Raw genomic sequence first — 14542 nt, 5'->3', positions numbered from 1 at the left:
GTGATAGTCAAAATACAAAACTACTCTCAAAAAGTGAGATTAAAAGTCTCATTTTTTGAGAGTAGTTTGTTGATATAAAAGTAAAATTTATTTGATAGAGGAGAGCATGTTAATTTCAAAGTATACTTTACCTTATTTCTCTATATAATTACAAACATTATTAATCTGTTCGTGAATTTCTGTACCAAATTTTTTTTCAAAAAATGCACTTCCGATTGTAAATGCCCAAGGATTTGCCTCAATGACTTCATCTAAACGTTCATAACTATCAACACTGCCAGCCAAACAAACGGGAGCCTCTATAGCTTGAACAAAAGCATTGTTTAGTTTGACAGGATCACCTGTATATCGGTACCCTAGCAAGTCAAATCCGTAAACTCCTTTTGCTAGATATTCCTTTGCCTCAGAAATCATGTCCTCGATAGAACCTTCTAGAATAGATGGGCGATTAGTAATTTGTCCAACAAATGGCATGTATTTCATGTTGTTTTCTTTGCAGAATTGATTGATTGAATCAAAGAAGACAGTTCCCATTAAAATATCACACCCACATTCTTTTGCAATTTTTGCACCGTGAAGTCCACTTTCTTCGTCATATTCAACAACTTCAAGAAAAGTAGTTTTGCCGCAAGATTTCATTCTGGAGAATAGAGACTTCATTTCAGAAATAGGAAGAGGTTTTTCCTTAAATCCCCAATACTGAGCTTTAGAGTTTTTACAGGATTCGAAAATTTCACTAGCATTTTCAACTGTGTGATCATTATGTGTCAGCATAACGATTAATTTAGGTGTGGTGTTCATAATAGTTCCTTTTATCTTGAATTTAAGTCTTTTTTGATAGTAGAATATTTAGATTATTGTTTAATCATTTCAGTAGGAATGAGCTTCGGATCATACATGACTTTTGAATGATTTTTTAAAATCAGTTCTTTTTCTAAAATTTGTTCAGTTATTCTATCTACTTTTTCACGATAAATCATAGAGTTACGATAGTAATGATCCCCTTCTTTTTTGAAATGATGATTTTCTTCGACAATTTGATAAGTGAATGGGAATTGGGATTCACTGCGTAATTCTCCGAAGAGAATATCATTTTCTACCCATGTTCTCAATTGAATAAGTTGGTCAGTATTATTTTTAAAACGATAGTCCTGATGATTATACTGTACAGAAGTTCCATTCGCAAATGGTTTCCGAGTCCCCTTATCAGGGTCTAATGCATCAGAGTGAGAATGAAATTCTGTAATTTTCATAGGACTATGAACAATTAAAAGATGAAGCAAGTTAGCTAAATTACATAGCCCTCCGCCAATATCAGGTTCTACTTTCCCATTAATAATAACTCGCCCTTCCTGGTATCCTTTTTTCTTAGTTGTATTACCAACTAAACTCCAAAAAGAAAATTCTTCTCCTGGATGAATGATAATGTTATTTAGATTTTTACTAGCAATCTGTATGTTAGTAGCTTTTCCTTTTTGAAGAGTAATATCAATGCCAGGACCACGTTTTATCAGTTGGGTAGAATATGATGAAACTAAGTTAGGTAATATCTTTTCTTGACGAATTTTAGAGAATTTTTTTCCTTGTTTAAAGTTCTGTATATGTCGTTTTAGATTTTCTTTTTTTAAAGAGATTTTATATGTTGTAGGACTAATTTCACAAAATAATAGATCCTTATTCCAAAAAACCATGTTGTTTCTCCTTTTTGATCACATCTAAATTTTTATTTTTTTGTCTCAAAAATGGGTAAGTATGAAGTATTAATTTTTCAACCCATCGTTTTTTTCCAATTCCGCCTTCTTTAGGATCATATAAAAAATCAACCAAGATAGTGGAGATATTTGCCCGACTAGCTCCCAGAACATCTGTAAAAAGTTGATCTCCAATCATAACTGTTTCAAATGGTTTTAGCTGCATCATGTCAAGAGCTTTTTTAAAGTTCTTAGGATTTGGTTTTTCCGAAAGTGGGATAAAGGGAACAGATAAATGTTGATTAAATTGTGTGATTCTTTCTTCGTCGTTGTTTGACAAAAGAAAAATTTGGAAACCAATGGCTTTGAGATTTTGAAAAAGTTCAATAACTTGTTCTGTAGCGGGGGCGCCATGCATCACAAGAGTTTGATCGATATCAAAAATTAATCCTTTAAAACCAAGTTGATATAATCTTTGATAGGGGATATCAAAAACAGTTTTTGCTCGTGCTGCTGGCATGAATGGAAACATATTGTGTAAAGCCTTTCATTGAATATATAACAATAATTCTAGCACATATATAGAACAAGGTCAATACCACTATTAAGTGTGTAGCAGAAATAGATATTCCTAGTAGACAACCGTCCACTTTTTTTATATAATAAAATTAAACCTTTTTGGTTGAGTTTTAAAAATATGGATTCAAGTATCGATTAGTCTTTCTAAGGGAGATAATGTCCATTAAATTATCATAATAGGAGGTGAAGTATGTATCAGCCAGAAAAATTAAAGGCTCGGAGGAAAGAGTTAAAACTGACACAGAGGGAAATTGCAGAGAAACTTGGGATTAGTTTCCAGGCTTACTCAGCTTGGGAACGTGGAATCAAAGAACCGTCTAAGGAGAAGGTAGCCCAGTTAGAGAACATTTTAAAAGTATCCAAAGGATATTTTACTCAGATCGAGATTGTCCGTCTCTACCATAGCCTCTCCAAGCAAGGGCAGGAGAAGGTTGTTCTCTATGCTCGCAACCTATCTCAAGAGGAGAAAGCCCAGAAAGTAACAGCGATGCCAGAGCGCCTCTACGAGTACCGTGTTTATGAACGCATGTCAGCAGGGATTGGGGCTTCGGTCTATGATGATCAGAATTTTGATACGGTTTACTTTAATGAGGAACTAGCCCATGATTTTGCGTCCTGGGTGTCTGGGGACTCCATGGAACCTAAATACCAAAATGGTTCAGTGGCTCTGATTCGAGAGACAGGATTTGACTATGATGGGGCGGTTTATGCAGTGGTTTGCAACAATCAGACTTATATCAAGCGGGTTTATCGTGAGGAAGATGGCTTGCGTCTGGTCTCTATCAATCCTAAATACAAAGATATTTTCATCTCCTATGAGGAAGATCCTCGGATTGTGGGGATTATCGTTGGGAACTTTGTGCCGATGGAGGGCTAGACTATGGGCTACTTTGATTATTCCAGAGAGCCCAAAAGTGACATTGCCTTTGTCGATATGAAATCCTTTTATGCTAGTGTTGAGTGCGTGAAAAGGGGATTACATCCGCTGAAAACCTCGCTTTGTGTCATGAGTCGAGCGGATAATTCAACTGGTCTTATCCTAGCCTCCTCTCCCCTGTTTAAGAAGATTTTTGGCAAGTCAAATGTTGGTCGGGCCTATGATTTGCCTTTTGATATCAAAACGCGAAAATTTTCCTATTATAATGCTCGAAAGCAAGGGCTACCTACCGACTCAGACTATGTTCGCTACATCGAAGATTGGGCTCAAGTTACCTTGATTGTCCCTCCTCGAATGGACGAGTACATTGCAGTCAATATGGAAATCCAGCGAATCTTTCAAAACTATGGCAGTCCAGATGATATTTATCCTTACTCTATCGATGAGGGCTTTATTGACCTAACTAGTTCGCTCAACTATTTCATCCCAGCTAAGAGTCTCTCTCGCAAAGACAAGCTGGATCTGCTTTCTGCCCGTATTCAGAGGGATATTTGGAGGCAGACAGGGATTTACTCTACAGTAGGTATGTCCAATGCCAATCCCTTACTAGCCAAGTTGGCTCTGGATAATGAAGCCAAGCACACTCCGACCATGAGGGCCAACTGGTCTTACCAGGATGTGGAAGAGAAGGTCTGGGCAATCCCTAAGATGACGGATTTTTGGGGAATTGGCAGACGGATGGAGAAACGCTTGCATGCTCTGGGGATTTATTCCATCAAGGAATTGGCAACCAGCAATCCAGACCAGTTAAAGAAAGCTCTGGGTCAGGCTGGTCTGCGTTTGTGGTTTCATGCTAACGGGATTGATGAGAGCAATGTTCATAAGCCCTATAAAGCCAAATCCAAGGGCTTGGGGAATTCTCAAATCTTGCCGAGAGACTACGTGAAGCTACGTGATATTGAAATTATTCTCCGGGAAATGGCGGAGCAGGTGGCTATTAGATTGAGAAGGTCTGGCAAGAAAACAACCCTTGTCTCTATCTATGTCGGTTTCTCTAAACAGGAGGTCAGGTCGTCTATTCACACACAAATGAAGGTCGAACCGACCAATAATACAGCTGTCTTAACGGATTATGTTTTGAAGTTATTTCATAACAAATACACTTCAGGAGCAGTCAGAAGTGTTGGAATCAACTATTCAGGATTTGTGGATGAGTCCTTTGGTTTGATATCTCTCTTTGATGATGTTGATAAGTTAGAAAAAGAAGAAAGGCTCCAGACGGCCATTGACTCCATTCGGGAACAATTTGGTTTCACTTCACTCTTAAAAGCCAATGCACTGGAAGAAGCCTCTAGGAGTCTTGCCAGAAGCAAGCTGATTGGGGGACATTCTGCTGGAGGATTAGATGGATTAAAATGATTGATCGTTCTTATTTACCTTTTCAATCCGCGCGAGATTATCAAGATCCAGGGATGCAGAAGTGGATGGGATTTTACCTTTCAGAACACACCAGTTCGCTCAGTGAAGAAAAAAGTCGGGTTGATTTTTCGACGGATTTGACTCCAGATGAGAAGTTACACTTGCTTTCTCAGCTTTATGTTGGCCAACTTAGGGGAAATTTTGTGCTAAAGGAAAAGAAGCAGAAAACCACTATCATCGGTGTGGTGAGAGAGTTATGGCCTCAGACTCTATCTATTAGGACAAGCGAGGGATATAGGTTGATAGAGGTTGCAGATATCCTCGAAATTCGGCTGTGGGAGGAGGGAGTTTATGACTAGAAAAGAGCTGTATGAAAACAAACTGCAGATGGATTACTTTTCAGATAACTATATTCGTTTTGAAGAGGATTTTCAAAAATACTCTGCCATGAACGTACCCTTGACTTTCTTGATTGATGACATCCTACGAACCATGGCGATGAATCAGAAAAACTACTTTGTTTTAAACAAGGAAAATGCCAAGGATGGGCGGGAGCATAGATTTTATTTTAGGGTGGTAACGGAGAAAGAGTGTCCCAGAAATAGGATCTATGTATATGCCGGAGTTAAAATAGTGGCTAGTAGATTTGGTAGGAGATGAGCTCGTTCTCTGGTGTACACTATTGTAGTTATCTGCGGAGAGCTTGCAGCAGATTATTATGGTATTTCTGATTAAATCAGATAAGAGCTCCATCTTTTTGGATGATTGTGTACTTGATATCGTAGTTGAATTCGAAAATACTTATCCCAAATAATCATTCTGTTTTATAGATACTAAGATATCCATAGAAATTTATGGATATTTTTTGATTTATATATAGAAAAAGAGAAGACCGGCTGGCCTTCTCTTTGGGGGAGCTAGAATCATTGAAAAGAATTAAGTAAAGATTTTAATTAGTCTTTGAAATTCTTTTGGAAGATGAGTAGAGACAATACTGAAGTAATAGCAGCCAAGAATAAGAAGGCATTTGCTTCTTGCTCTCCAGTTTCTGGGAGTTGTTTTTCCCTGTCTTGTTTAACTGTAGTAGCAACAGGTGCTTTTTCATCTTTTCTTGGTGAATCTTCTGTTACAACTGCAGGAGCTGGTTTTTCAGTTTCTCTAGGTAGAACATACTCAGGGAGAGTCACAACTGGTGGCGCCTCTGTTCCTATAGAACTTTGTTTAGTTCCAACCTCAATTACTCTATCTAGAGCTGGAGTTGATTCAGTTTGAACTATCTTACGATTGCTACCATCTACTTCGACATACTCGATTATAGCACCATCTTTCCCTTCTGCTAGAACTTTCTCTTTTCCTTTATCTAAGTTTGGATTTTCATGACGGATAGTCTTGAATGGTACTGCCTTCTTGACAATATCCAAACTTGGAAGTTTAAAGACAAGGTCCTTAACTCCTTCTTCAGGACTTGAAGAAGTAATTGGTTTTTCAGGCTCTTTTGGTAGAAGGTACTCAGGGAGAGTCACAACTGGTGGTGCCTCTGTTCCTACAGAACTTTGTTTAGTCCCAACTTCAATCACTCGGTCTAGAGCTGGAGTTGATTCGGTTTGAACTACCTTACGATTGCTGCCATCTACTTCGATATACTCGATTATAGCACCATCTTTCCCTTCTGATAGAACTTGTTCTTTCCCTTTGTCTAATTGTGGATTTTCGCGACGGATAGTCTTGAATGGTACTGCCTTCTTAACAATCTCCAAACTTGGGAGTTGGAAGACAAGCTCTTTAACCCCTTCTTCAGGACTTGAAGAAGTAATTGGTTTTTCAGGTTGTTTCGGTTCAACCGGTTGTTCTGGTTGGCTAGGTTGCAATTGCTTGATTTGTTCAAGAGCCTTATTGAGAGCTTTATTGACATCTTCTTGAGTCTTAGCCTCTTGAATGGCTGCGATTGCTTTATCAGTAATTTCAACTAATTTTTTCTTAGCATCGTTGTTAGCACCAAGCTCAGCCACTTTTTTCTCGATAGCTTCAGTCAGGCTAGCCATAGCCTTATCATAATTGATTTCAGGCTGTTCCGGTTGTTTTGGTTCAACTGGTTGTTCTGGTTGGCTAGGTTGCAATTGCTTGATTTGTTCAAGAGCCTTATTGAGGGCTTTATTGACGTCTTCTTGAGTCTTGGCTTCTTGGATAGCTGCGATTGCTTTATCAGTAATTTCAACTAATTTCTTCTTAGCATCGTTGTTAGTACCAAGTTCAGCCACTTTTTTCTCGATAGCTTCAGTCAGGCTAGCCATAGCCTTATCATAATTGATTTCAGGCTGTTCAGGTTGTTTCGGTTCAACTGGTTTTTCAGGTTGGCTAGGTTGCAATTGCTTGATTTGTTCAAGAGCGTTATTGAGGGCTTTGTTGACGTCTTCTTGAGTCTTCGCTTCTTGGATAGCTGCGATTGCTTTATCAGTAATTTCAACTAATCTCTTCTTAGCATCGTTGTTGGCACCAAGCTCAGCCACTTTTTTCTCGATAGCTTCAGTCAGGCTAGCCATAGCCTTATCATAATTGATTTCCGGCTGTTCCGGTTGTTTAGGTTCAACCGGTTGTTCTGGACTTGTTTCGTCTCCAGGTTTTTGGTAATTTTCGTCTTTGCTAAGAATATCTTGCAAAGTAGTGACTGTTGACATCACATCTTGTACATTTACCGTATCAGAACTTAATTGTGCAGTGAGTTTATCAAGATTAGACTTAAATGCTTGACGTGCAGTTGCTGTATTTTTCAAACCACTTGGATCAAAGTTAGATAAGTCGTCTTTCCATTTAGAGAGAGATTGAAGGATTTGTGTTTTGCTGTAGAGTTCACTTCCTTCACCACGAGTGATGAATTGATCCACCTGGATACCGATGTTTCGAGACAAATCGTTTCGATCAGGATCTAGTTGAAGGGTGACTGCGTGCAAGTTTTCATCAAGACCTTTTAGGCTAACCAGAGTTTGATTGCCTTGGCGTTGAGCAGCGTGACCGCTAAAGTATTTCTTGCCCTCAATAGTCGACGCATTTCCCATGCCATCTTGGTAAGGAACTTCTTTGCCATCTAGGAAGACTTTGTAGATACCATGATTTGGATCAACATAGCCCTTGATATCAAGTCCAGTACCGTAGAAGTAGGCTGTGACAGTTGTCTTTTTCTTTTGTTCATCAGTTAAGCGACCAAAGGAAGCCCAAGACTCCGTTTTTTGGTACTTGTCTGCTGAATTGGTTTCATGGTGCCAGCCAGGACTGTAATCCAACTGACTAGCTTGGTCATCATAACTTGTTTGATCCTTGATCAGCAATTCAGCTTTCATCACTTGGATGGTTGCGTCGGTAGCAAAACCGAGTAAAGCACCATCAGAAACAGAAGTGAGCTTGGCTTTGAAGTCAAAGATAGAGTCGGCTTGTTCGGTAAAGTCAATCGTTGGGATGGTAACAGTCTTTTCTGTTTCTCCATCTTCAAAAGTCACATCTTGAGTTGTATCTTGGTAAACTTTACCGTGAACCCCAGTTCCAGGTTCTGTGATGAAGCGAACAGTAGCAGTTCCCTTGCTTCCACCGACACGTTTAATTTTAACAGTGACTGGTTTTCCTTTTTCGACTTCGTAAGAAGTTGCTTCAAGCTCAAACATACCCTTGCTGTTATTGTTTAGAGTGTAGATTCCTTCTGTAGCAATTGGTTCACCTGTTTTATTAACAAGGGTAATGGTATGTTGGCCAGGTGCTAAATCGTCTGTTTCATATACTTTTTGGCTGCGTTTACGGCTAGTGTTCTTAGTTTGCACATCCGCAACTTTTTGGCCATCAACGTAGACGGACATTTCTCCATGACCTGGGTCAACTGTAGAGACGACATAGGCCTTGGTTCCTGTGAAAGTATAGCTTACTTTGGCATCTTTTTGATTGGTCCACATAGAAGTGCCACGAACACCTTCAGATTCATTGTACCAAGTTGTACCGGCTGTATCCGCTGTTGTATTTGAGTGGTATTCAAGTCCAAGAGGGTAGCCGTCTGTCTTTTCGATACTACTTGGTGTCTTGTAGACTGAGAAGTTGGTTAAGATTGGAGTTGCTTGAGCTCCGGTGATGGTTACACGGATTTTTTGTGCCTCTACAGGCTTGCCTTGAATCAAGCGACGGTAACCAACAGTTGAACCTTCTCCGTAAGTCACCCAGCGACCGTTGATTTCGACTTCAATCTTGAAACCAGAGATACGCTGACCTTTGGCGATGTCTTCCTTGAGTTCGACAACGTCAAAGCGTCTCTTTTGTCCCAAATCGACTGTGAAGCTACCTGTTGTGGCATCATTTGAAAGAGCCCAGCTAGTATCATCTTTACCGTCTGTAAGGTGGCTTTCTTTGTAGAGATGGTTCTGACGAGTCGAGCTTGCTGTTACAGTCGCTCCTTTGGCAAAGTCAGTCGCATACATTTGATCTAGAGTCGCTTTGAATTCTTTCAAGCGAGCCACGTCAGCATCTGCGAATTTACCTTCTTTGTTTGGTGGAATGTTGAGAAGAAGTGGCGTTCCACGACCAACAGACTTGAAGTAGATATCCATCAATTCTTTGAGGGATTTTGGTTGCTGGTTATCGTGGTAGAACCAGCCAGAGCGGATGGAAACATCTGCTTCTCCTACAGAGTACATATCTCCGTCAGGGTCACCGTGGTTAAGGTATTCGTTCTTAACATTTTCGGTGATGTTTGCTTTCTTGACCTTATGCCATACAGGGTCACCGGCGATACCACGCTCATTTCCAATCCAACGGATACTTGTTGGTTCGGCAGAGAAGATAGCGATATCTCCTTCAGCTTCCTTGATGTATTTGAACCACTCATCAAAAGTGTAGGTTACTTTTTGGGCACCGCTACCGCGTGCTCCATCCATCCAAACTTCGATAAATTTACCCTTATTACCGTATTTTGGATTACCAAGGATTTCTTTTAGTTGATTGAGGTAGTATTCGTTGTATTCTTTTTGAGTAGCTACCTTATATTTAGGGCTATTAACATCCCATGGTGATAGGTAAACACCCATGTTCATATCGTATTTAGTAGCCGATTTAGAGATTTCTTCTAAAAGGTCACCCTTTCCATCTTTCCATGGACTTGCAGCTACGGTATGATTTGTATATTTAGATGGGTAAATAACGAAACCATCGTGGTGTTTGACAACCATAATAGTTCGTTTAAAGCCAGTTTCCTTTAGAGTACGGATCCATTGATCTGTATCTAAGTTAGTTGGATTGAAGTTTTTAGGGTCTTCATTTCCATGTCCCCACTCAGAATTAGTATAAGTATTCATACCATAGTGGATGAAGGCGGCTAATTCTTCCTTGTGATAATCAAGTTGAGCCTTGCTTGGAAGGGGACCGTGATTTCCAATTTCTGTTTCCTTATCTTCTGGATGAGCAGCAGGTAAAACAGTTGAAGTCGGATTAGAGCTATCAGAGATTTTTTCGTATTCAAAGACAACATCATTCACACCCTTGTGCTGGATGCTGGCTTCTAAGCGTGGAGTGATTGCGCGGTAGCCTGCGATTTCTTTTGCTTCAAAAGTGTTTACAAATGAAACATCGTATTCTTTTCCGTCATTATTATCAGTAACAACATCTGCTAATTCTTGCTCTGAGCCTTTCAAACGATAATGAATGGCAAATGAACCTTTATTCACTTTATAAACCACCTTGATGACCCGTGTTCCTGGAGCTGTTTTGCTGACGACGTTGTAGGTCCACTCATCTTTGAGTTGTTTGTTGATTTCGACGCCATCAATAGAGACAATCTGGTATTTCTCTTGATTTTTTGTATAGAAGTCAGTCTTAGCGATTTCTTTTTTGAAGTCATAATCAAAAGCTGTTCCAACTTCAGTTTTTTCAACAAAAGTATCATCAGTTTTGATTGGATTACCAGTTTCATCTACGTGTTGAACAACTACACGTCCGTAATCGATTCCTTTAATGAGTGTCGCAACACCATTTTCATCGAAAGAATATTGATTTTCACCAATAACAGCAGTTTTATTTCTGAACATTTCTCCTTCAGGAGTAAAGTAATATCGTTTCCCATTATCACCTTGGTACCAACCTTTGACGCCATATTTTGCGATAATATCTTTTACCCATTTGACTTGCTCAGGTGAGAGGACGATCCCACCACCGAAACGGTCTTTGTCAGGGATGCCGTTTTCAATTGTGCCGTGTTGGTGAACACCGACTACTTTACCATCACTGTTGATAATACCAGCACCTGAAAGGCCTGAAACAGAAGTCATATGATAGGTGATGCCTTTTGAGCCTTTATCATCATAATTATCAACAGATTTCACGACACCATCAGCCTTGTAAAGTTGACCAGCTACAATTGGTTTTTTGAGCTCAGGTGAGCTTGAGTCAGTTGGATACCCAATCGTGCTAACAGGGTCCCCTGGTTGATAGGTTTTGTTTTCTGCCAAAGGAACAAAGGTAGCAGCTTTATTTGGACTAGCGATTTGAAGAGGAACAGGTGCTACAACAGCAGCCAAGTCATTTTGATATCCTTTTCCAAATTCTTTCTTGTTCCAAAAATGAATATCTTCTTCTTTGAAAAGAGTAGTATTACCCGTTACAGGTTGAGAATTGCGAACAGCAGAATTAGAACCGAGGTTATAGTAAAACTTAGCAGAATCTCCGCCTCGAATATGTCCTTCTTTTGTATCACGGTTTGATTCTAAAAAGTTGTGGGCAACAGTCAAGATGACATTTGGTGCCACAAAAATACCAGAACCAGACACGATATAGCGTTGGGAACCACCATTGTAAATAGTGTAAATCATACTAGCAGCAGTAGCAGGTTGTCCTTCATAAGGGACGTGCTTCAAATCTAGACCACCGTTGATAATCGCACGATTACCATTTTCAGCTTCTTTTGGAAGTTCTTCCTTGTTTTTTAGAATGCTTTCTGTCTCAACTTTAGGGCTATCCTTCTTGTCTACGATTGCTGAAGTATCTATGTTTTTCACGGGTGCATCAGGATAAGCTTGATCGTGGATTTCTTCAGGAAGCAAGTCAGTAGTTTTAGTTTCTGCTACAGATTTTTCTTCTACTGGTTTAACAGTTTTTTCTGATTTCTCTGCTTTCTCTGACTCTTGAGGTGTAGAAATTACAGGACTTTCATTTTTGACTTCTGGTTTGGTTTTTTCAGTTTCGGCCAATTTTTCTACATTTGGTTGAGAGCTTGTAGCTTCAATTTTTGCTTCGTCAGCTAGTGCTGTTCCAGATGCAAAAAAAGCGAGTCCGACCATAACCGAAGCAACTCCAACGGTTAATTTTCTGATGCTAAAAGTTTGCCCTTTTTCAAAAAGGTATCGATTCATAATGTACTCCTAGTTTGAATAAAGACAGTCAGCTACTGTCTGAGCCCAAGTATGACTTGGAAACGATTTTTTTTTTTTAGCGATAGTTAAATTTTGTGCAATAGTTTGAGACTAACCCCTCCTTCTATTTAAGCGCTTTCATTTTGAGGTGAAAAAATTTAAATTACCATCTTAATCTTTAAAATGACCTAAAAAGCTTTAATATAACAAATATACTAAATTATTCCAAGAAATGCAATAGAGAAAGTAAACCTAATTTAAAGAAATTCTTTCACTTTTTAAAGAAAAATACATCCTTTCAAGAATTAAACTGAATGAAAGAATGTATTCAAAAAAAAGTCAGAGTAATTTTTGTATCGCCTCTTCAATTTGTTTTGGCTCTGTTTTGGAGGAGAAGCGTTCAAAGACCTGCCCATCACGACCGATGAGAAACTTAGCGAAATTCCATTCGATTCGTTTTCCTAGTGGACCAGATTTTTGTTCTTTCAACCAAACATAGAGAGGATCTGCTTCCTTACCGTTGACCTTGATCTTGGCAAAACGTGGGAAGCTGGTCTGATAATGTAGGCTACAGAAGGCGTTGATTTCCTCTGCACTACCTGGTGCTTGTCCCATAAACTGATTGCAAGGGAAGTCTAAAATCTCAAAACCTTGTTCTTGATAGCGGTCATAGAGTTCTTGGAGACCTTGGTACTGGGGCGTTAAACCACATCCAGTAGCAGTGTTGACAACCAAGAGAATCTTACCACGATAGGTCTCTAGTGGAGTTTCTTGATGGTCTTGGTTCAAGACTGAAAAATCGTATAGTGAAGTCATTGCTTGCTTTTCTCCTTCTGTTTGGTATTTTTAGGAGTTTTCTCCTCCTGTAGTGATAGAAATCCGTAGGTCAGGGTTCCAAAAATGCTACCGATAATCAGGCCATACATCAGGAAAGGACCACTTTTATCGAATTGCATGAGCAACTTTCCAAAATCTGAAAGGGACATCTGCTGAACGAAGACTTTATGAAAGATGAGTAAGGTAAAGAGACCAATCTGAATACCGATAAACACAATCCAACTCCTAAATTTGATTTGGGCTTTGCTGTAGGTTTTGAGAATGATTTCTGATTTGTCATCCTTTTCAAGATGAAGCTCTTGGACGGCTTTTTGAGCTTTTATACTCATGAACAAAATGAGTCCAAAATAGATGTAGGGCATAACATTTCGAACAATTTCTATAAAGCTTCCGAACAAAATATAGAATAGGAAGAGAATGAAGGAAGAGTAAAAGATTTGGATCATGGAACGGGCGCAAGCCTTGTAGATAACCTCTTGACGGCATTCATCAAAAGGCCCTTGGATATGAAAGAAATTTCGAAGTAGGCGAGTTGTTAAGTCTTCTTTTTTCATGGGTGATTTCTCCTAAATGAACGATGCTATTTTGTTTCTTTTACGAATTGATAGAGATAATAAAGATAAGTAATAGAAGAAAGGATAGCGATAGTTAGCAGTATATAATATTTCCAATTGCTTGAAATGAGCGTCAGTTGTGGTAAGGATAGAATCATAAAGAATAGTGCTAAGTTGAGTATGCGCGTTTTTTGGGAGTCAATCTTTAGATAAGTCAATCCTTTGTTGAGTGCTGGAACAAAGACTGGAAGGAGGACTATATCGTAGATTGGCAAGTTCCCTGAAACGATGATGAAGATGAACAGTGAAGCAAACAAAAGATGATAGGTAAGTAAAGTTACTAGTGATTTTATAAGGCACCTCCTAATCCTCATCTTGATCTTTCTTAGCTTTTTCAATGCGACGGGAAATGAGGAACTGTATGCTTGCTCCGAAGAAGATAGAACCGAGAATGCTTGATACACCATTTCTTATAGTGAGAAGAGAATGAAAATAGTCCGGACTTTCACCTATGAGTATATTGAGAAGAGGAGTTATAAAAAACATCCATAGACCAAAGAACAAACCTGCTTTAAGACCTGGGTAGCGAAGTTGCTTACTTTCTTTCTCACTCAGTATATCTGGTTCAATAGTTGTAATCCCTGTTTTTTTCATTTGGTAGGTGACATAGCCAGCAGAGATGAGGGCAATCACTAAAATCAGAGGAGGATAGATTAGAGCCACTTCTTGAGGGTATTTATAGGCCAGAAGGAGTGGAATAAGATTTCCGAAAATCATCAGATAAAAGAGGACGATAAAGACTTGGTTCCCAATACGATTGGCCTCACGCCGTTTGTATTCGTCAAGGGGACCAGAAATACCGTATGTGCGTTTGATCAGTTTTTCAGTGAAGGTTTCTTTTTTCATGAGTTGGCTCCTTTTTTAAAAATCTTCCTCCCAAAAGAGACTATTGAGGTCAGTTTGGAGGCTGCGGGCGAGATTGAGACAGAGTTCCAGGGTTGGATTGTACTTGTCGTTTTCAATCATATTGATGGTTTGTCTCGAGACACCGATATCCTTGGCTAGCTCGAGCTGGGAAATGCCCAGTTCCTTGCGAAATTCTTTCACACGATTCATCTGGACTCCTTTCTGAGTTGTGTCGCATATATTTGACTATATTATATTCTTCTAAGAAATAGATGTCAAGCATATTTGACATATTTCTTAAAGAAA

The 14542-nt window shown here is 39.2% G+C and carries 13 protein-coding genes; 4 read left to right on the top strand and 9 right to left on the bottom strand.

Features of this window, described 5'->3' with window-relative positions:
* Positions 1-132 precede the first annotated feature (132 nt).
* The 3 genes from D7D53_RS07355 to D7D53_RS10075 are packed head-to-tail and all read right to left on the bottom strand — an operon-like array spanning position 133 to position 2211.
* Positions 133-801 carry a beta/alpha barrel domain-containing protein gene (locus tag D7D53_RS07355; RefSeq protein WP_120770591.1) on the bottom strand — a complete coding sequence of 223 codons (669 nt, stop codon included), beginning with the start codon at positions 799-801 and terminating at the stop codon, positions 133-135.
* 53 nt (positions 802-854) lie between these two features.
* Complete coding sequence (locus D7D53_RS10080) at positions 855-1691, bottom strand: VanW family protein (protein ID WP_042750122.1); 837 nt, start codon at positions 1689-1691, stop codon at positions 855-857.
* A complete protein-coding gene (locus D7D53_RS10075; protein WP_235228610.1) occupies positions 1675-2211 on the bottom strand; it encodes a YqeG family HAD IIIA-type phosphatase in 537 nt (178 codons plus the stop codon). Before D7D53_RS10075 ends, D7D53_RS10080 begins: the two co-directional genes overlap by 17 nt.
* A 249-nt stretch (positions 2212-2460) precedes the next feature.
* On the opposite strand from D7D53_RS10075, the gene D7D53_RS07340 reads away from it, so the two are divergent.
* From D7D53_RS07340 to D7D53_RS07325, 4 genes are read left to right on the top strand one after another with little or no spacing between them, the layout of a single operon-like run.
* Entirely contained in the window at positions 2461-3147 is a 687-nt protein-coding gene (locus D7D53_RS07340; RefSeq protein WP_004269891.1) for an XRE family transcriptional regulator, read from the top strand.
* Positions 3148-3150: 3 nt separating this feature from the next.
* Positions 3151-4566 carry a Y-family DNA polymerase gene (locus tag D7D53_RS07335; protein ID WP_120770590.1) on the top strand — a complete coding sequence of 472 codons (1416 nt, stop codon included), beginning with the start codon at positions 3151-3153 and terminating at the stop codon, positions 4564-4566.
* On the top strand, positions 4563-4925 hold the full coding sequence (locus tag D7D53_RS07330) for a hypothetical protein (RefSeq protein WP_115904606.1): 363 nt from the start codon (positions 4563-4565) through the stop codon (positions 4923-4925). Before D7D53_RS07335 ends, D7D53_RS07330 begins: the two co-directional genes overlap by 4 nt.
* Positions 4918-5226: a DUF5960 family protein gene (locus tag D7D53_RS07325; RefSeq protein WP_049552606.1), complete on the top strand. Its 309-nt coding sequence runs from the start codon at positions 4918-4920 to the stop codon at positions 5224-5226. The genes D7D53_RS07330 and D7D53_RS07325 overlap by 8 nt, the downstream gene beginning before the upstream one ends.
* A 293-nt stretch (positions 5227-5519) precedes the next feature.
* Here the strand turns inward: D7D53_RS07325 and D7D53_RS07320 are convergent, their stop codons facing one another.
* The 6 genes from D7D53_RS07320 to D7D53_RS07295 form a co-directional block, all read right to left on the bottom strand.
* A complete protein-coding gene (locus D7D53_RS07320; protein ID WP_120770589.1) occupies positions 5520-11939 on the bottom strand; it encodes an alpha-L-fucosidase in 6420 nt (2139 codons plus the stop codon).
* 339 nt (positions 11940-12278) lie between these two features.
* Positions 12279-12755, bottom strand: a complete 477-nt coding sequence (locus D7D53_RS07315; protein ID WP_070482169.1) for a glutathione peroxidase — start codon at positions 12753-12755, stop codon at positions 12279-12281.
* The gene (locus D7D53_RS07310; protein ID WP_120770588.1) at positions 12752-13330 is read right to left on the bottom strand and encodes a DUF3278 domain-containing protein; all 579 of its coding nucleotides are present in this window, start codon (positions 13328-13330) and stop codon (positions 12752-12754) included. The genes D7D53_RS07315 and D7D53_RS07310 overlap by 4 nt, the downstream gene beginning before the upstream one ends.
* Before the next feature lie 26 nt (positions 13331-13356).
* A complete protein-coding gene (locus D7D53_RS10210; protein WP_120770871.1) occupies positions 13357-13683 on the bottom strand; it encodes a hypothetical protein in 327 nt (108 codons plus the stop codon).
* Positions 13684-13693: 10 nt separating this feature from the next.
* Positions 13694-14236: a DUF3278 domain-containing protein gene (locus tag D7D53_RS07300; protein WP_120770587.1), complete on the bottom strand. Its 543-nt coding sequence runs from the start codon at positions 14234-14236 to the stop codon at positions 13694-13696.
* A 15-nt stretch (positions 14237-14251) separates the two neighbouring features.
* On the bottom strand, positions 14252-14446 hold the full coding sequence (locus tag D7D53_RS07295; RefSeq protein WP_001082472.1) for a helix-turn-helix transcriptional regulator: 195 nt from the start codon (positions 14444-14446) through the stop codon (positions 14252-14254).
* Positions 14447-14542: the final 96 nt, after the last annotated feature.

The organism is Streptococcus gwangjuense (genome assembly GCF_003627155.1).
GTDB classification, from domain to species: domain Bacteria; phylum Bacillota; class Bacilli; order Lactobacillales; family Streptococcaceae; genus Streptococcus; species Streptococcus gwangjuensis.
Note: the sequence above shows the minus strand (reverse complement) of the source record. Positions and strands in the feature narration are given on the sequence as shown.

Excerpts from the sequence above, each read along its gene's own strand:
- D7D53_RS07355 (WP_120770591.1), bottom strand. The coding sequence starts at position 801 with ATGAACACCACACCTAAATTAATCGTTATGCTGACACATAATGATCAC.
- D7D53_RS10080 (WP_042750122.1), bottom strand. The coding sequence starts at position 1,691 with ATGGTTTTTTGGAATAAGGATCTATTATTTTGTGAAATTAGTCCTACA.
- D7D53_RS10075 (WP_235228610.1), bottom strand. The coding sequence starts at position 2,211 with ATGCCAGCAGCACGAGCAAAAACTGTTTTTGATATCCCCTATCAAAGA.
- D7D53_RS07340 (WP_004269891.1), top strand. The coding sequence starts at position 2,461 with ATGTATCAGCCAGAAAAATTAAAGGCTCGGAGGAAAGAGTTAAAACTG.
- D7D53_RS07335 (WP_120770590.1), top strand. The coding sequence starts at position 3,151 with ATGGGCTACTTTGATTATTCCAGAGAGCCCAAAAGTGACATTGCCTTT.
- D7D53_RS07330 (WP_115904606.1), top strand. The coding sequence starts at position 4,563 with ATGATTGATCGTTCTTATTTACCTTTTCAATCCGCGCGAGATTATCAA.
- D7D53_RS07325 (WP_049552606.1), top strand. The coding sequence starts at position 4,918 with ATGACTAGAAAAGAGCTGTATGAAAACAAACTGCAGATGGATTACTTT.
- D7D53_RS07320 (WP_120770589.1), bottom strand. The coding sequence starts at position 11,939 with ATGAATCGATACCTTTTTGAAAAAGGGCAAACTTTTAGCATCAGAAAA.
- D7D53_RS07315 (WP_070482169.1), bottom strand. The coding sequence starts at position 12,755 with ATGACTTCACTATACGATTTTTCAGTCTTGAACCAAGACCATCAAGAA.
- D7D53_RS07310 (WP_120770588.1), bottom strand. The coding sequence starts at position 13,330 with ATGAAAAAAGAAGACTTAACAACTCGCCTACTTCGAAATTTCTTTCAT.
- D7D53_RS07300 (WP_120770587.1), bottom strand. The coding sequence starts at position 14,236 with ATGAAAAAAGAAACCTTCACTGAAAAACTGATCAAACGCACATACGGT.
- D7D53_RS07295 (WP_001082472.1), bottom strand. The coding sequence starts at position 14,446 with ATGAATCGTGTGAAAGAATTTCGCAAGGAACTGGGCATTTCCCAGCTC.